The sequence below is a fragment of the Agrobacterium sp. A3-95 genome (genome assembly GCF_053521785.1).
Map to the genome: position 1 here is coordinate 94,403 of NZ_JBNWDR010000007.1, position 17,684 is coordinate 112,086.

Sequence of the window (17,684 nt, forward strand, 5' to 3'; positions counted from 1 at the left end):
AATGAAGGCACTGCGCTTTCACGCCGCCAAGGACCTACGCATCGAGGATGTGGATACGCCACCCGAGCCCGGTCCGGGTGAGGTGCTCGTCGAAAACAAGTTCTGCGGCATCTGCGGTACGGACCTGCACGAATATGCCTATGGCCCGATCTTCGTGCCGAAGGAGCCGCATCCTTTCACCGGCGCGCACGGGCCGCAAATTCTCGGTCATGAATTCGGCGGTGTCGTCAAGGCCGTAGGCGAGGGCGTTAGCCATGTAAAGCCCGGCGACCGGGTATCGATCCAGCCGCTCATCATGCCGCGTCATGGCGACTATTATGCTGATCGCGGTCTTTATCACCTGAGCACAAATCTCGCTCTCGCCGGTCTGTCCTGGCATTCCGGCGGCATGGCGCAGGCCGCTCTTCTCAACGACTATAACGTCCAGCCGATACCCGATGCGCTTTCCGATCAGGAAGCGGCCCTCATCGAGCCGACGGCAGTCGCGGTTTATGCCTGCGACCGTGGCGGTGTCACGGCCGGCAGCAGCGTGCTTGTGACCGGTGCCGGGCCGATCGGCATTCTCGTCGCCATGGCGGCCAGGGCGGCCGGTGCCTCGCAGATATTTCTTTCCGATCTCAACGACACGCGTCTGGCGCTGGCGCGGGCGGCGCTTGGCGAGGTGCGCACGATCAATCCCAAGACGGAAAAGGTGGGCGATGTCATCCGTGCCGAGACCGAAGGCAATGTTGGCTGCGATGTCGCCATCGAATGCGTCGGCAATGAACATGCGCTGAAGAACTGCGCCGATGCCGTGCGCAAGCAGGGCGTTGTGGTGCAGACCGGCCTCCACCCCGGCGAAAACCCGCTGAACTGGTTCGACGTGACCTTCAAGGACATCGATATCCGCGGCTCCTGGGCCTATCCGACTCACTACTGGCCGCGTGTTGCCCGGCTGATCGCCAGCGGCCAGATCCCGGCGAGCCGGATCGTTACCAAAAACGTCTCACTCAGCGAGGCGGTCACGGAAGGGTTCGACCAGCTGCTCGACCCGGCCGGCAAGCATCTGAAGATCCTGATCGACCTGTCGCGATAGGCCGATTTGAAGTGCGGGGCGGTTGAGGAGCCGTCCCGTTTCCACATTGAGCAGGAGGAGGAATACATGCTCGACAAGACCCCCACCACGCGCCTTCAGGCGCTTCTCGATACGTTCGGGGCAGCACTCGAAGCTGGCCGCATCGATGATGCCGTTAATCTGTTTGCCGAGGATTGCTACTGGCGCGACCTCGTTGCCTTTACCTGGAACATCAAGACCGTTGAAGGTCGCGATCAGGTGCGCGACATGCTGCAGGCGCAGCTTTCGACTGCCAGACCCACAAACTGGCGCATCGCTACCGGCGAGGAGGCGACGGAGGCGGATGGTGTGCTTGAAAGCTGGATCACCTTCGAGACGGCGACAGGGCGCGGCTACGGCCTCGTGCGCTTCAGGAACGGGCAGATATGGACGCTGCTGACGGCGCTTTCCGAACTGAAGGGCCATGAGGAAAAATCGGGCTTCACCCGCCCGCTCGGCGCAAGGCACGGCCAGAACCTTGGTGCCAAAACCTGGATGGAGGAGCGCGAGGAGGAAGCGCGCACGCTCGGTTATGACAAGCAGCCCTATACCGTCATCATCGGCGGTGGACAGGGCGGCATCGCGCTCGGCGCCCGGTTGCGCCAGCTCGGCGTGCCGACGATCATACTCGAAAAGAACGAGCGGCCGGGTGACAGCTGGCGCAAGCGCTACAAGTCGCTCTGCCTGCATGACCCGGTCTGGTACGACCATCTGCCTTACATCGATTTTCCGAAGAACTGGCCGGTCTTTGCCCCCAAGGACAAGATCGGTGACTGGCTCGAATTCTACACCAAGGTGATGGAACTGAACTACTGGACCCGCTCCACTGCCAAATCCGCCAAGTGGGACGAGGCGGCGAAGGAATGGTCGATCGTCGTCGATCGCGATGGCGAGGAAGTCGTGCTCCGGCCAAAGCAACTGGTCTTTGCCACCGGCATGTCCGGCAAGGCTAATATTCCGGATTTCAAGGGGCGCGAGCGCTTCAACGGCGATCAGCACCATTCCTCGCAGCATCCGGGGCCGGATGGGTACAAGGGAAAGAAGGTCGCCGTGATCGGTTCCAACAATTCGGCCCATGATATCTGCGCCGCACTCCACGAAGCGGGTGTCGATGTGACCATGATCCAGCGCTCGACGACCCATATCGTCAAATCCGATACGCTGATGGATATAGGGCTCGGTGCGCTCTATTCCGAACAGGCCCTGGCGAATGGGGTGACGACGGCGAAGGCCGATCTCATCTTCGCGTCGCTGCCCTACCGGATCATGCATGAGTTCCAGATCCCGCTTTACGACAAGATGAGGGAGCGCGACGCTGATTTTTACGCCGCACTGGAAAAAGCCGGGTTCCAGCTAGACTGGGGTGCGGATGGCTCGGGCCTCTTCATGAAGTACCTGCGGCGCGGCTCCGGTTATTATATTGATATCGGCGCCTCGCAGCTGATCATCGATGGCAAGGTGAAGCTTGCCGCCGGTCAGGTGGACGAGATCACCGAAAATTCGATCAAGCTCGCTGACGGCAAGGAGATCCCTGCTGACGTCATTGTCTATGCGACGGGATATGGTTCGATGAATGGCTGGGTCGCCGATCTCATCGATCAGGAAACGGCAGACAGGGTCGGCAAGGTCTGGGGTCTCGGTTCGGATACGCCGAAAGACCCGGGGCCGTGGGAAGGCGAGCAGCGCAACATGTGGAAGCCGACGCAGCAGGAGGCGCTGTGGTTCCACGGCGGCAACCTGCACCAGTCGCGGCATTATTCGCAATATCTCGCCTTGCAGTTGAAGGCGCGCATGGAGGGGCTCCCTACACCTGTCTATGCATTGCAACCGGTTCACCACACACGCTGACCACGGGTATTTCGATCGATAAAGGTAATGCAGAAAGGGGGCGGAACATTCCGCCCCTTTTCTGAATCCAATGCGGGCAATGCCAAACGGACGCCGCCCGGTTTCTGTGGATCACGGCAACCGCTGTTGTTAGTGTGAGCCTCTGCGCATATGTTGGAAAACTCAATATCGATTTCCGGCCAAAGCGGACAGAAGAACAATGACCTCCCAGTTGGATTTTTTTGCTTCCGCGACGGTGCGGCTTCCTCAGGCTGAGCGCGGGCGAAAAGCGGGTGGTCGTGAAACGATGCAGAAATCGGTTCCTGATGATGAGGCCTTGGTCGGATATCTCGAATCCACAGGCAATTACCGCGTCCTGCGCAAGTTGCAGCCGCGCGCGATATGCGAGCAGCCGCGACCGGGGTTTCCACGTCAGGGCGTGATCCTCGACACCGAGACCACGGGCCTCAACCACCGAACTGACGAGATCATCGAAATCGGCGTCATTACCTTCACATTCGACGATCAGGGCACGATCGGCGATGTCACCGGGGTCTATGGCGGTCTGCGACAGCCGGGCACTTCCATTCCGGAAGAAATCACGCGCCTGACGGGTATCACCGATGAAATGGTTGCCGGACAGACGATAGACATCGACCGGCTGACCTCCCTGGTTGAAGGTGCTGATCTGATCATTGCCCACAATGCCGGCTTCGATCGTCCGTTTTGCGAGGCCTTCTCGCCGATCTTCCGCAATAAGGCCTGGGCCTGCTCCGTTTCTGAGATTGACTGGAGTGGTCGGGGTTTTGAGGGCAGCAAGCTCGCCTACCTCATCGGGCAATCCGGCTATTTCCATGACGGCCACCGAGCAGTCGACGATTGTTTCGCTCTGCTGGAGGTGCTGGAACAGGTACGCGCCGGCCAAAGCGGGACGCCCTTCATGGAACTCCATGAAGCCAGCCAGCACTCCCGGGTTCGCATTTACGCGGAGAACAGCCCGTTCGACATGAAGGATCATCTGAAAAAGCGGGGCTATCGCTGGTCTGATGGTTCCGATGGCCGGCCCAAATCCTGGTGGGTGGAACTGGCGGAGGAAAAGCTCGAGGAAGAGCTGCATTTCCTCCGAACCGAAATTTACCGCTGGGACGCCGATCCCACGGTCAAGTATCTGACGGCATTCGACCGGTTCAAAGCCGGCTAGAAAGAAACCGCGACGGCCATACCGTCAAGTTTGCACAGCTCTGCGTTTTTTTTGATGTTTGTCGATTTTCTTGCTCAAAATTTGAGCGGGTAGGCGCGAGCTTTTTCGCTGCATTTTGATTTTAAAACAATATCTGTTCTGGCACGGGCCTTGCTTTCAGTCTTGTATGCAAGATTTACATACCAAGCAGGACCGTCAGATAAACATCGAAGAAGCCATCGTTTCCGGCATTCTTTCGGCGCGCATCCGGCCGGGCACGCGGCTCAGCGAAAATCAGCTGGCTGGACTCTTCTCCGTTTCACGTACGCGGGTACGGGAGGCGATGATGCGGCTGGAAACACGTGGCATCGTCCATGTCAGCGCGCGGCGAGGGTGGTTCGTCGTCGAGCCTTCCGCCGAGGAGGCGATGACCATCTATGAGGCGCGGCGGATTATCGAATCCGGATTGCTTCGCAGCATGCGGATGCTGTCGGAGGAGGGGCGCAAGGTCCTCGTCGCGCATCTTGAGGAAGAGAAAGTCGCGATAGCCGCAGGTGACCGCCAGCGCCTTACCTGCCTCATGGGCGATTTTCATATCCGCATCGCCGAGCTTTGCGGCAATGCCGTGCTCATCGAGCTGCTACGCGATCTGACCGCCCGGACAATTCTGATCTCCATGCTCTACCAGTCGGAGTTTCATGCCCTCCAGTCCCATGAGGGGCATTGCCGTATCTTCGACGCGATGGCTGCGGGCGATTTCGTGAGGGCGGCGGAGCTTTCCATCGAGCATCTGGACGAGGTGGAAACCGGCCTCGACCTCACACGACGCCCCGATCCTCTCGCCGGCCTTCGCCGGTCGCTCGCCCTACCGGAAATGAATGGCGGCGATCCGGATAAAATTCACATGCAACACAATCAACACAAGGAGAATGACATATGATCTTCAGACGGACCCTCATCGCTGCCGCCGCCATGGCTGCCGCCTTTGGTCTTTCCGCGCCCGCCAAGGCGGATGCCCTTGCCGACATCACCGCACGCGGCACGCTGCGTGTGGCCGTACCGCAGGATTTCCCGCCCTTCGGCAGCGTTGCTGCTGATATGACCCCGCAGGGTTATGACATCGACATGGCCAAGATGATCGCCGACAAGCTGGGCGTGAAGGTGGAACTCGTCCCGGTCACCAGTGCCAACCGTGTTCCCTATCTCCAGACCAACAAGGTCGATCTCGTTATCTCCAGCCTTGGCAAGAATCCAGACCGTGAAAAAGTTATTGATTTCTCTGATGCTTACGCGCCTTTCTTCAACGGCGTTTTCGGCCCGGCCGACGTCGCGATCTCCAAGGCCGAAGACCTTAAGGGCAAGACCATCGCCGTCACGCGCGGTGGTCGCGCCTTCGGACGCCACCATCAAGCGTTACGAGGACAATAACGGCACCATCTCGGCCTTCCTTTCGGGCCAGGTGGAAGTTGTCGCGACCGGCAACGTGGTTGCAGCCGCCATCCTCGCCAAGAACCCGCCGAAGCGTCCGGAATTGAAGTTCCTTATCAAGAACTCTCCCTGCTACATCGGCCTCAACAAGAACGAGCCGGCCTTACTGGAAAAGGTCAACGCCACCGTAGCTGCGGCCAAGGCCGACGGCTCGCTGAATGCGATCGCCACCAAGTGGCTTGGCCAGGATCTGCCGAAAGACCTTTGATCATCGTCTGCCATGGTCATCCCGGATCCGCCGGGATGACGCCTTTCTCCACCGGCGCAAGGGGACCGTTTCTTGAGCTATCAATTTGATTTCCTGTGGCTTGGCGAATATTGGCCACAAATTGCCAAAGGCATCGCCATTACAAGCCAACTCACGGTGGTCGGCGGCGTGGTCGGCGTTTCACTTGGCATCGCCTGCGCCTGGGCCCGGGCGCTCGGACCTTCATGGTTGAAGCCCATCGTCGGCACCTATGTGGAGCTCATCCGCAATACGCCTTTTCTGATCCAGTTGTTTTTCATCTTCTTTGGCCTGCCATCGCTTGGTTTCAAGCTTACAGAGCTGACCGCGGCCAATCTGGCGATGATCGTCAATCTGGGCGCCTATAGTTGCGAGATCATCCGCGCCGGTATCCAGGCGACGCCGAAGGGCCAGTTCGAGGCGGGCGCGAGCCTTGCCATGACGCGCTTCGAAACGTTTCGCCATGTGGTGCTTGCACCTTCGCTGCAACGCATCTGGCCGGCGCTTTCCTCGCAAGTTGTGATCGTCATGCTCGGCTCGGCCGTCGTTTCGCAGATTGCGGTGGAAGACCTGACCTTTGCGGCGAACTTCATCCAGTCGCGCACGTTCCGCGCCTTCGAAGCCTACATCCTGTCAACTGTCATCTACCTGCTGCTCGCCATCCTGTTGCGGCAGGGCATGCTGGCGCTCGGCAGCTTTCTTTTCCCGAGGAGGGCGGCACGATGACTGAATTCACCTTTTGGGACATTCTGCGCAACCTGCTGCTCTCCACCCGCTGGACGCTGTTGCTATCGCTAGTTTCCTTCATCGGCGGCGGTATGGTGGGCATCGTGCTTCTGTGGTTGCGCATCAGCCCGCGCCGGGCTTTGAACCGTGCTGCCCGCATCTATATCGAAGTCTTTCAGGGCACCCCGCTGCTGATGCAGCTTTTCATCGCTTTTTTCGGCCTCGGTCTCCTCGGGGTTGATGTTCCGGCCTGGCTTGCGGCTGGCGTGGCGCTTATCCTCTGGACCGCTGCCTTCCTTGCGGAAATCTGGCGCGGCTGCGTCGAGGCGATTGCGAAGGGCCAGTGGGAGGCGTCCGCCAGCCTTGCCATGGGCCGCCTGCAACAGATGCGTTACGTCATCCTGCCGCAGGCGCTGAAAATCGCCATTCCGCCAACGGTCGGTTTTTCCGTGCAGGTCGTCAAGGGCACAGCACTCACCTCCATCATCGGTTTCGTTGAACTGTCCAAGGCCGGCACGATCGTCACCAATGCCACCTTCCAGCCCTTCACCGTCTATGGGCTGGTTGCTCTCATCTATTTCGCCCTCTGCTGGCCGCTGTCGAAATCCAGCCAGTTCCTAGAAAGGAAGCTCAATGTCGCTCATCGAAATCACTGAAGTCCACAAGAGCTTTGGCGACAATGAGGTGCTGAAGGGCATAAATCTGGATGTCGAACCCGGCGAGGTGATCGCCATCATCGGCAAAAGCGGCTCTGGAAAATCGACGCTGCTTCGCTGCATCAACGGACTGGAGACGATCAGCGCCGGCTCGATCCAGGTGGCAGGTGCGCAGTTGCTGGACGATGAGCTGCATCTGAAGGCATTGCGGCTGAAGGTCGGCATGATCTTCCAGCAATTCAACCTCTTTCCGCATCTGACGGCCGGCGGCAATGTCATGCTTTCGCAGATGGTGGTGAAAAAGGTCACCAAGCCGGAGGCCGAGGTGACGGCGCGCAGGATGCTGGAGCGTGTCGGGCTGGCGCACAAGTTCGATGCCTATCCGGATGAACTGTCCGGCGGCCAGCAGCAGCGCGTGGCGATTGCCCGCGCCCTTGCCATGCAGCCTATCGCCCTTCTCTGTGACGAGATTACCTCGGCGCTCGACCCCGAACTCGTGTCTGAGGTGCTGGCCGTCGTGCGCGAACTGGCAAAGGAAGGCATGACCCTGTTGATGGTGACGCATGAAATGAAGTTTGCTCGCGACGTCTGCTCGCGCGTCGTCTTCATGCATCAGGGCCGTGTGCACGAGATCGGGCCGCCGGAAGATGTTTTTGCCAATCCCCAGACGCCGGAACTCAAGCAGTTCCTTGGCATGATCTAAGCACAGTACCGACGCACGCGACCGGAGCGGTGCGTGCGTCGGCAGTAGCCTTTGTGTTGTGTTTGCCAAGAAAATGTCCGCTATTCCAGTGGTGTCAGCCAGTTCGTTTCGATGGCACTCTTTTCCCGATTTCATGTTTCGCTGTCGGTCGCTCAGATCGCATACAATTTCCGCACCAAATCGAAAACAATCGATGTAAATTTGAGCAGGCCGGTGACGGGACCGGTGGACACATCGAAATTCCCTTTTTATATCAATGGCAAAGCCGATTGGCACGGCTCCTGCATGACAAAGACGTCGCAGGAGAGTGTTCATGAGCAAAGCCGCAGCAATCGACATCGCTTCCGTTTCCAAGATTTATGGCAACACCACCGCGGTGCATGCCATAAGCCTCAAGATACCGGCAGGAAGTTACTGCTGCCTGCTCGGTCCTTCGGGCTGCGGCAAGACCTCGACACTGCGAATGATCGCCGGCCACGAAAGCATTTCAAGCGGCGATGTCAGGCTTGGTAATGTGGTCGTCACCGATCTGCCGCCCGCCAAACGCGGCACGGCAATGATGTTCCAGTCCTATGCGCTGTTTCCGCATCTCGATCTCGTCGACAACGTTGCCTTCAGCCTCAAGATGAAGGGGGTGGACAAGGAAGCGCGCCGCGCCAAGGCGCTGGAGATGCTGCGGCTGATGCAGCTCGAACCCTATGCCACCCGGCGCCCGGCCCAGCTTTCCGGCGGGCAGCAGCAGCGTGTGGCGTTGGCTCGCGCGCTTATCACCGACCCCGAGGCGTTGCTGTTGGATGAGCCGCTTTCGGCACTCGATCCTTTCCTCAAGATCCGTATGCGGGCCGAGCTGAAGAAGCTGCAAACCTCGCTCGGCATCACCTTTGTTCACGTCACACACAGTCAGGAAGAGGCAATGGCGCTGGCCGACGTTATCGTCGTCATGAATGATGGCCGCATCGAGCAGGCAGCGACGCCGCGCGAGCTGTTTGAGCGCCCGGCCACCGCTTTCGTCGCCCGCTTCATGGGCGATCACAATGTCATTTCCGGCCGGTTCAAGGAAAAGAACGGCGATCTCGTCACGCTGGAGGTTGCAGGCGGCGGCACCTTCACGGCAGGCGGCGTTGCCCCGGATGACGGCGCGGTCGATATCGCCGTTCGTACCGACCGTGTGCGCGTCGGCGAGGCAGATCAACCCGGTTTCGGTTTTACCGGCATCGTCTCGAATGTCGAATATCGCGGTGCAAGCGTGAAGATCGCCGTGACCGGCGCGGGCATTGAGGATTTCAACGCCATCCTCAGCGACGTCGCCTTCTTCGAAAAGCCGGTAAAGACCGGCGACGCCATACCGCTTTCATGGAATGCGGCCGATGCCATCGTGCTCGGCCGGGTAGAGAAGTGACCCCAAAAATAACCAGAGGAGAACTTTGAAATGACCGACAACTCCAACAGCAACAAGGGCCTGTCCCGCCGCGGCCTTCTAAAGGCAGGTGCTGCCGCAACAGGCGCGGCCATCGGCTCCGGCCTTGTCACCGGTTTCCCGACCATATGGGCGCAGAACCCGATCACGATCCGCCAGTTCGGCACGGGTGTTTCGAACCTCAATGCGATTGCCGAAAAGTGCAAGGCTGATCTCGGTATCACGCTGGAGATGACGGCGACGGATTCGGATGCGGCCGCGCAGCGCGCCGTGACCCAGCCGAACTCCTACGATATCGCCGATATCGAATACTGGATCCTGAAGAAGGTCTACCCGGCGGGTGTCATTCAGCCGATGGAAATCAAGAAGCTGAAATATTACGACAAGATCGTTCCGCTGTTCAAAAACGGCAAGCTGACGCCCGATAGCGTCGTGGCCCAGGGTACCGCCCCGCACACGGTCGGTTTCGTCGAAAAGCCCGGCGACAAGAAGTTTGCGAAAAGCGAAACCGATTATTTCACCATGGTTCCGACCATCTACAATGCCGATACGCTCGGCATTCGCCCCGATCTCGTCGGCCGCGATATCACCAGCTGGGCCGATATCATGGACCCCAAGTTCAAGGGCAAGGCCTCTATCCTCAACATCCCCTCCATCGGCATCATGGATGCGGCGATGATCATGGAAGCCATGGGCAACATCAAATATGCCGACAAGGGCAACATGACGAAGGAGGAGATCGACAAGACCATCGACTTCCTCATCAAGGCCAAGAAGGACGGGCAGTTCCGCGCTTTCTGGAAGAGCTTCGATGAAAGCGTCAACCTCATGGCGTCGGGTGAAGTCGTGATCCAGTCCATGTGGTCGCCCGCCGTCGCCGCCGTTCGCTCGAAGGGCATCGCCTGCAAATACCAGCCGCTCAAGGAAGGCTATCGCTCGTGGGGCGGCGGCCTTGGCCTTGCCAAGCACCTCTCCGGCGCCAAGCTGGATGCGGCTTACGAGTATATCAACTGGTACACGTCCGGCTGGGTCGGCGCCTACCTCAACCGTCAGGGCTATTACTCCGCCGCCATGGATACGGCGAAGGAACATATGTCGGCCGACGAGTGGGGTTACTGGGTCGAAGGCAAGCCCGCGCAGGGCGATATCATCGCGCCTGATGGCAAGGTCATGGAAAAGGCCGGTGCAGTGCGCGACGGCGGTTCGTTCCAGGAGCGCATGGGCAAGGTCGCCTGCTGGAACTCCGTCATGGACGAGGACCGCTACATGGTTCGTCGCTGGAACGAGTTCATCGCGGCCTGATCTTCTCGCCTTTCGCAGACATGAGGCCGCGCCGACGCGGCCTCTCTTTCACAGGCAGCCAGCAGGAGAAAAGCCTTGGTGACAGTCAGATTCATCGGCGTGAGCGAAAAAAAGGACAAGCCGTCCCGCAGCTTCGCCCTGCCACAGAAGCTTGTGTCCTATATTCAGGCCACACCGCTTTTCCTGATCCTCGGCTTTTTCCTGCTTTTACCGATCGTCATGATCGCCGTCGTCAGTTTCTGGGATTATGATTTTGCCCAGATGTATCCGGGTTTCGTGACCTTCAACTATACCGAGACGCTTGGTTCCTGGGTCACGTGGCAAACCTATATCAACACGCTGAAATTCGCCGCCATCGTCTGGGCGATCACGCTGTTCTGCGGTTTTTGGGTCGCTTATTTCCTCGCTTTTCATATCCGCACCACCACCATGCAGATGGTTCTGTTCCTCGTCTGCACTGTGCCTTTCCTGACGTCGAACATCATCCGCATGATTTCCTGGATTCCCGTTCTCGGGCGCAACGGGCTGGTCAACAGCGCGCTGGTCAGCGCCGGCATCGTACCTGCGCCAATCGAATGGCTGCTCTATTCGGATTTTGCCGTGGTGCTGGCCATGGTGCATCTTTATACGCTGTTCATGGTCACACCCATCTTCAACACGCTGATGCGCATCGACAAATCGCTGATCGAAGCGGCGCGCGATGCCGGGGCGACTGGCTGGCAGACCCTCTGGAACGTTATCATTCCGCTTGCCAAACCCGGTATGGCGATCGGCAGCATCTTTGTCGTGACGCTTGTCATGGCCGATTTTTCCACGGTTCAGGTGATGTCCGGCGGGCAGAGCGCGTCGGTGGCACTGATGATGAAGAACCAGATGTCGCTGCTGCAATATCCCGCGGCGGCCGCAAATGCCGTTATCCTGCTCATCCTCGTTCTTCTGATGGTCGCGGGCATCCTGCGCATCGTCGATATCCGCAAGGAGCTGTGACCCATGCATTCGGAAAAACGCGGCCGTGAATTCTATGTCCTCGCCTTCTTTTTTCTGCTCTTCGTGCTGTTCCTCTACGGCCCGCTGTCGGCAATCCTCATCCTTGCCTTTCAGGGGCCGAATGGCGGACTGACCTTTCCACTCAACGGCGTTTCGCTGCACTGGTTCGGCAATCTTTTTGAACAGCAGGCGGTCGGCGATTTTGGCGGCTCGTTCCGCCGTTCCTTCGGGCTTGGCGTTATGGTCATGGTCGTCACGGTGCTCGTCTCGCTTTTGGCGGGTCTCGCTTTCCGGCGCAAATTCATCGGCGCGACGCCGCTATTCTATCTTTCCGTCGCAAGCCTCGTGGTGCCATCGATCATCATATCACTCGGTATCGGCGTTCTTTTCCAACAACTTGGGCTGGAACCTTCATGGTATACATCAGCATTTGGCGCGCACCTGACCTGGACGCTGCCATTCGGCGTGCTCATCATGCTGGCGGTTTTCAACCGCTTTTCTCCATCCTATGAAGAAGCCGCCCGCGATCTCGGGGCATCCGCCTGGCAGACCTTTGCCCATGTGGTGCTGCCGATGATTGCACCGAGCCTGATAGGCGTCGGCCTGTTCGGCTTTACGCTTTCCTATGACGAATTTGCCCGTACGCTGATGACGTCAGGCACCTACAACACCCTGCCGCTGGAAATCTACGGCATGACCACCAACGTCACGACGCCAGTGCTTTACGCGCTCGGAGCCGTCACGACCCTTTTCTCCTTCCTGGTTATTGCGGCCACGCTTGGCCTGATCGTCACTCTGAACCGTCGCCATTCGCGTTGATGAAAAAACAGAACATGCGCATCCTCGTCATTAATCCGAATACGACGCAATCCATGACAGCGACGATCGCCGACGCGGCGACGCGGGCGGCCAGTTGCGATACGGAAATCTTCGCAGTGACCTCTTCCATGGGGCCTGTCTCCATCGAAGGATATTACGATGAGGTTTTCGCGGTACCCGGCCTGCTGCTCGAGCTTGCCAAGGCGCCGACGCTTGGTGCCAGGGCAGCCGTCATCGCCTGTTTCGACGACACCGGACTCGATGCGGCCCGCGCGCTCGCCGACATACCCGTAATTGGGATTTGCGAAGCGGCGGTTTCAGCCACGGCATTCATCGCGCAGAGGTTTACGATCGTTACGACGATGGAGCGTTCGCGGCTGCCGCTCGAACATCTCGTTCACCGTTATGGCATGTCTGCCCGCTGCAATGTGCGTGCCGCCGATATTCCCGTCCTGTCGCTGGAAGATCCGGCATCAAATGCCAGGGAGAGGCTGCGGGAAGAGATTTCACTGGCCCTGCGTCAAGATCGCGCCGAAGCGATTGTGCTTGGCTGCGCCGGTATGGCGGATCTCACCGCCGAGTTGCGCAGCGAATTCGGCGTGCCTGTTATCGATGGCGTCGCTGCGGCGGTGAAACAGGCGGAATCGCTGGTATCGATGGGGCTTTCGACCGCCAAGCGCGGCGCCTATGCCACGCCACTCGCCAAGCCCTATCGCGGATTGCTTGAAGCGTTCGGGCCGGACAGGCTTGCCGGGGTATCTGTGGACGGTTGAAACAGCCGTTCCAATGTGTTCGGACGGTGCCGCGGTCTGCCGTAAAATGCACGCGAATATTTCCCAGAAATCGGCGACGGATTTTGCGCGGGTCTGCGTTAAAGTGGCAAGGTGCGGGACATCCTCACTGAAGCCGCCGTCATTCCGCATGGATTTCGCCCGTGTCCGACAGGACAGTACGGAGACAAAGCCCGATACATGGTAAGCGATCCGGATGCAGATTTGGTGGCGGATGTCGCTGCGGGAGATGTCCGCGCGATGCAGGCTCTGGTGACGGCCAAACTGCCGAGGATCATGGCGCTTGCCACGCGTATGCTGGGTGATCCGTCAGAGGCGGAAGACATCGCGCAGGAGACCTTCCTGCGCATATGGAAACATGCAGGCACGTGGCGGCAGGGGCGTGCGAAATTCGACACATGGATCCACCGGGTGGCGCTGAACCTCTGTTACGACCGCTTGCGAAAGCGCCGGGAAATATCGGTTGCTGAGCCGCCCGAACAGATTGACGGCAGTGTGCTGCCCGATGCCGCCCTGCCATATGATGGTGACGAGAGCGGTGCCGTGGCGCGCGCCTTGCAGGCCATACCCGCGCGACAAAGGGAGGCGATCGTTCTGGTCTATTATCAGGAGATGTCGAACCGCGAGGCGGCTGATGTCATGCATGTCAGTGTGGACGCACTGGAAAGCCTTCTGGCGCGTGGCCGCCGGGCACTCCATGCGATTTTGAATGAGGGCGACCAATGAACGGGGCGAAGAAGACGCTCATGGATAACAAGGTTTTTTCCGATCTTGTGGCGGCCTATGGTGCCGATCCACAACGCTGGCCGGAAGACCGGCGGCTGGAGGCCATGGCTTATGCGGAGACGGCAGACGGCAGGCGCCTGATTGCGCAGGCGGCACCTCTCGATTTTACGCTGTCGGCATATCGTCTTCGCGACCCTTCGGCCATGCTCAACGCGAAGATCATGGCGCAGGCAAAGGCGCAGACCACCAGACGCAGATGGATCGTCCGGTACGGGCTGGGTGCGGGCATGATCGGCATCAGCCTTGCGGGCGCGCTGACGGGAGCGGTTGCCGTCATCAACCTCACGCCACCGCCCGCCCTGACATTGGGCGATACGTTGACCGCGTTCGGAAACCTGCAAACCGAAAACGAAATGACCGAGGAGACGAAATGAGCGATCAGAATTTCCGCTGGATAGTCGTTGTCCTTCTCGTCGCGAATACATTTCTTGTCTGCGCGCTTGCCGGTGCAGGGTTCGTTTATCTGCGGAACGACCCGGCCGCTGCCGCTGCCCGCATGCCGCTTGCGGGCGAACAATTGCCAAAGACCGAAAGGGAGGCCTTCCGGCGCAGCCTCAGCGATGCACGCAGGACCATGCGGGAAACCTCCGCCGAGGCGCGCCAGGCGCGTATCGAGGCGGCGTCCCTGATGGGGGCAGAAACGCTTGACCCGGAGGCATTGTCCGCAGCGCTTGAGCGTGCCCGCAAGGCGGAATATGAGGTCCGCGCCGCAACCGAGATGCAGGCCGTGGAGTTCGCCCGCACATTGTCGCTAGAGGCGCGGCGCCGGCTCGCGGAAGGCTTGCTCGCCCGTGAGGCGCCGAAACCGGCCACGAAATAATCACATTTCAACAGCGACGGATTTTGGCCCTGGCGCCCGTTGAATGGTCGATAACGAAACGGAGTTCGTATCGGCCATGTCAAATTCCAGGGAATTGGATGCAGCACTCTGTCTGTGGCGTTTCGGCCTCGGCGCGCGTGAAGGCGATATCCAGGCGATCAAAGACGACCCGCGCGATCTGTTGCGGCTGGAAATTACCGAACGCGCCACACCAATTCCTGTCGGCGCACAGCTTCATTCCAGCGCCGATCTTCTGATATCGCTGATGGCGTATAACAAGGAGATCAAGGCCGAGCGTGAAAAACCTGCTGTCCTTGCCGTCGCGGCCACCACCGGCGCCGCGGGTGCGACCGCAGGGGCCATGAGCCCATCATCGCCGGCTATGGCAACTGCCGCAAACGCTATGGACAATGCGGGCATGGTGCCGCCTGCCAGTGCTTCACAGGACAAGAAGCCGGACGTGCCGGCCACCAAGCGCCCCTATTTTCCCCAGCAGATACTGCTTGCGGAGGCGGACGCCCGCTTCAACGGCACGATACGCCAGCCGCTGATCGGTTTTGGCGAGCGGTTGGCAATGTTCTGGGCCAATCACTTCGCGGTTGCCACCGGCAAGGGCGGTGATGTGCACATTCTCGCCGGCGCTTTCGAGCGTGAGGCGATCCGTCCGCATGTCTTCGGCAATTTCGAGGATATGCTGGTCGCAGTCGAGACCCATCCCGCCATGCTGTATTTTCTCGACAATCAGCAATCGATCGGACCGAATTCGCAGGCCAACAGGAATGGCAAGCGCGGGCTCAACGAAAACCTCGCGCGCGAAATCATGGAACTGCACACGCTCGGGGTGGATGGCGGCTATAGTCAGGCTGATGTTACAGCACTTGCCCGCATCATCACCGGCTGGAGCGTTTATCGCGAAGAGAAGCGCCCCGGTCCGCTTGGCCGCTTTTCCTTCAACGCCTACAACCATGAACCGGGCGACCATGCCGTGATGGGCATCAGCTATGGTGAAGCGGGGGTAGAGCAGGGGCGGTGGGTGCTGCGCGATCTTGCGCACCATCCGTCCACCGCGCGCCATCTCGCCTACAAGCTCGTACGTCACTTCATCAGCGACCAGCCACCGCCGGAGCTGGTGGCGAAACTTGCCGCCGCCTACACCAAGAGCCACGGCGATCTTTCTGCCACCTATATGGCGCTGATCGAGGCTGAACAGTCTTGGAGCCCGGCGCTGACCAAGCTCAGACCCCCGTTAGATTTCGTGACGACCGTCATCAGGGCGAGTGGAATAGTGCCAAAACCCGAGCAGGTAATTTCAGTGCTCAACGCATTGGGTCAGCCGCTGTGGAACCCCTCCGGCCCGAACGGCTTTGCCGATGTCACCGATAGCTGGGGTTCTTCCGAGGGCCTGGCGACGCGTATCGATGCCGCCAGTCTGTTCGCCCATCAGGTTGCGGGTTCAATCGATCCGCGCGACTTCGTCGCAGACCGGCTGGGGCCGCTTTTGTCCGAGGAGACGAAAAAGGCCGTGCAGCGGGCTGAGAGCAAACCGCAGGGACTGACGATTGCTTTCCTTTCCCCCGAATTCCAGAGGCGTTGACCATGCTGTGTGAACATCTTTCCCCAACCCGCCGCGCTCTTCTTGGCACAGGCGGCGCGCTTTTTGCCTGGGCCTTCATGCCGCGTTTTGCTTTTGCTGCCGGCGGGCGCGACCCACGTTTCGTCACCATCATCCTGCGCGGCGCGCTCGACGGGCTGACCGCCGTGCCGCCCGTCGGCGACCCCGACTATGAGGCGCTAAGGCAACAGATCGCCATGCGCACTGAAGGCGACAATCCAGCCCTCGCGCTGGATGGTTTCTTTGCGCTCCATCCATCCCTTCGCAATTTCCAGCGGCTGTACCGGAAGGGCGAGGCAGCGGTGGTCCACGCCAGCGCCACCGGTTATCGTGACCGTTCGCATTTTGATGGCCAGGATGTGCTGGAATCGGGTTTTCCGACCCCCGGCCATGTCGAGACGGGTTGGCTGAACCGTCTGCTCGAACAGTTGCCGGCGGGTGAAACCATCAATCCAGCTGCGGCCGGGCAGCGGGTGAGCGGCCTTGCCATTGGCGCCAGCGCTCCGCTTGTCATTCGCGGCAAGGCACCGATATTGGGATGGGCGCCATCCGTTCTCAAGCCCGCCGATGGCGATCTCGCTCCGCGCCTTGCCGATCTCTACGGCCAGACGGACCCGATGCTGGCGGCACTGCTCGCCGAGGGTATCGAAACCGGCAGGATCGCCTCCGGCGTCGATATTAAGGCCCGCGGTGGTCCGGGTGATCCCGTTGGCATGGAACAGATGGCGCGGGGTGCAGCACGGCTGATTGCGCACCCGGAAGGGCCGCGCGTTGCGGCGCTGGCTTTCGAGGGTTGGGACACCCATGCCCATGAGGTCGACCGTCTTTCAAAATTGTTGAGCGGGCTGGACAATGCGCTTGCCGCCTTCGAGCAGGAGCTGGGACCGGTCTGGAAGGATACGGCCATATTGGTCGCGACGGAATTTGGCCGCACCGCCCGTATCAACGGTACGGAAGGAACTGACCACGGAACGGCAACAACGGCCTTTCTCGCCGGCGGCAGCATCCGTGGCGGGCGTGTCATCGCCGATTGGCCCGGCCTCAAGCTCGCGCAGTTGCGGGATGGGCGGGACCTTGCGCCCACGACGGATATTCGCGCGATCATCAAGGGTCTCGCGGTCGATCATCTCGGCGCAAGCGCTGCCATGCTCGACAAGGCGGTCTTTCCCGGTTCGGAGGCCATCCGGCCCATGAAGGGACTGATCGTCTGAGGCTCGAAAAGACGTAAAAACGAAGATATGGAGCGCGTCG

Annotated in this window: 17 protein-coding genes and 1 pseudogene; all 18 read left to right on the plus strand. The window is 59.8% G+C overall.

Annotation, left to right across the window (positions count from 1 at the left end; all coding sequences use genetic code 11):
• Position 1 precedes the first annotated feature (1 nt).
• A complete protein-coding gene (locus tag ACQZ5Y_RS18530; RefSeq protein ID WP_019566435.1) occupies positions 2-1,075 on the plus strand; it encodes a 2,3-butanediol dehydrogenase in 1,074 nt (357 codons plus the stop codon).
• A 66-nt stretch (positions 1,076-1,141) separates the two neighbouring features.
• The gene (locus tag ACQZ5Y_RS18535) at positions 1,142-2,941 is read left to right on the plus strand and encodes an NAD(P)/FAD-dependent oxidoreductase (protein ID WP_003517801.1); all 1,800 of its coding nucleotides are present in this window, start codon (positions 1,142-1,144) and stop codon (positions 2,939-2,941) included.
• A 199-nt stretch (positions 2,942-3,140) separates the two neighbouring features.
• Complete coding sequence (locus tag ACQZ5Y_RS18540; protein WP_112650535.1) at positions 3,141-4,121, plus strand: 3'-5' exonuclease; 981 nt, start codon at positions 3,141-3,143, stop codon at positions 4,119-4,121.
• A gap of 166 nt (positions 4,122-4,287) precedes the next feature.
• Complete coding sequence (locus tag ACQZ5Y_RS18545; RefSeq protein WP_003517798.1) at positions 4,288-5,040, plus strand: GntR family transcriptional regulator; 753 nt, start codon at positions 4,288-4,290, stop codon at positions 5,038-5,040.
• Positions 5,037-5,796 (plus strand): annotated as a pseudogene (locus tag ACQZ5Y_RS18550) (transporter substrate-binding domain-containing protein). The gene ACQZ5Y_RS18545 and the pseudogene ACQZ5Y_RS18550 overlap by 4 nt, the downstream one beginning before the upstream one ends.
• A gap of 72 nt (positions 5,797-5,868) precedes the next feature.
• Positions 5,869-6,540, plus strand: coding sequence for an amino acid ABC transporter permease (locus tag ACQZ5Y_RS18555; RefSeq protein ID WP_174059964.1), 672 nt, complete (start codon positions 5,869-5,871; stop codon positions 6,538-6,540).
• A complete protein-coding gene (locus ACQZ5Y_RS18560) occupies positions 6,537-7,196 on the plus strand; it encodes an amino acid ABC transporter permease (RefSeq protein WP_019566432.1) in 660 nt (219 codons plus the stop codon). The genes ACQZ5Y_RS18555 and ACQZ5Y_RS18560 overlap by 4 nt, the downstream gene beginning before the upstream one ends.
• A complete protein-coding gene (locus ACQZ5Y_RS18565) occupies positions 7,174-7,899 on the plus strand; it encodes an amino acid ABC transporter ATP-binding protein (protein WP_019566431.1) in 726 nt (241 codons plus the stop codon). Before ACQZ5Y_RS18560 ends, ACQZ5Y_RS18565 begins: the two co-directional genes overlap by 23 nt.
• A 313-nt stretch (positions 7,900-8,212) precedes the next feature.
• Entirely contained in the window at positions 8,213-9,298 is a 1,086-nt protein-coding gene (locus ACQZ5Y_RS18570) for an ABC transporter ATP-binding protein (protein ID WP_019566430.1), read from the plus strand.
• 30 nt (positions 9,299-9,328) lie between these two features.
• Positions 9,329-10,618 carry an ABC transporter substrate-binding protein gene (locus tag ACQZ5Y_RS18575; protein WP_003517786.1) on the plus strand — a complete coding sequence of 430 codons (1,290 nt, stop codon included), beginning with the start codon at positions 9,329-9,331 and terminating at the stop codon, positions 10,616-10,618.
• A gap of 75 nt (positions 10,619-10,693) precedes the next feature.
• Positions 10,694-11,605, plus strand: a complete 912-nt coding sequence (locus ACQZ5Y_RS18580) for an ABC transporter permease (RefSeq protein WP_019566429.1) — start codon at positions 10,694-10,696, stop codon at positions 11,603-11,605.
• Between the two features lie 3 nt (positions 11,606-11,608).
• The gene (locus tag ACQZ5Y_RS18585; protein ID WP_003517782.1) at positions 11,609-12,424 is read left to right on the plus strand and encodes an ABC transporter permease; all 816 of its coding nucleotides are present in this window, start codon (positions 11,609-11,611) and stop codon (positions 12,422-12,424) included.
• Between the two features lie 14 nt (positions 12,425-12,438).
• Positions 12,439-13,197: an aspartate/glutamate racemase family protein gene (locus tag ACQZ5Y_RS18590; protein ID WP_019566428.1), complete on the plus strand. Its 759-nt coding sequence runs from the start codon at positions 12,439-12,441 to the stop codon at positions 13,195-13,197.
• A gap of 198 nt (positions 13,198-13,395) precedes the next feature.
• On the plus strand, positions 13,396-13,941 hold the full coding sequence (locus ACQZ5Y_RS18595; RefSeq protein WP_174059963.1) for an RNA polymerase sigma factor: 546 nt from the start codon (positions 13,396-13,398) through the stop codon (positions 13,939-13,941).
• 20 nt (positions 13,942-13,961) lie between these two features.
• Positions 13,962-14,375: a hypothetical protein gene (locus ACQZ5Y_RS18600; protein ID WP_236762655.1), complete on the plus strand. Its 414-nt coding sequence runs from the start codon at positions 13,962-13,964 to the stop codon at positions 14,373-14,375.
• On the plus strand, positions 14,372-14,821 hold the full coding sequence (locus ACQZ5Y_RS18605; RefSeq protein ID WP_003517770.1) for a periplasmic heavy metal sensor: 450 nt from the start codon (positions 14,372-14,374) through the stop codon (positions 14,819-14,821). Before ACQZ5Y_RS18600 ends, ACQZ5Y_RS18605 begins: the two co-directional genes overlap by 4 nt.
• A 43-nt stretch (positions 14,822-14,864) precedes the next feature.
• On the plus strand, positions 14,865-16,415 hold the full coding sequence (locus ACQZ5Y_RS18610; RefSeq protein WP_174059962.1) for a DUF1800 domain-containing protein: 1,551 nt from the start codon (positions 14,865-14,867) through the stop codon (positions 16,413-16,415).
• A gap of 2 nt (positions 16,416-16,417) precedes the next feature.
• On the plus strand, positions 16,418-17,644 hold the full coding sequence (locus ACQZ5Y_RS18615; protein WP_025595996.1) for a DUF1501 domain-containing protein: 1,227 nt from the start codon (positions 16,418-16,420) through the stop codon (positions 17,642-17,644).
• Positions 17,645-17,684: the final 40 nt, after the last annotated feature.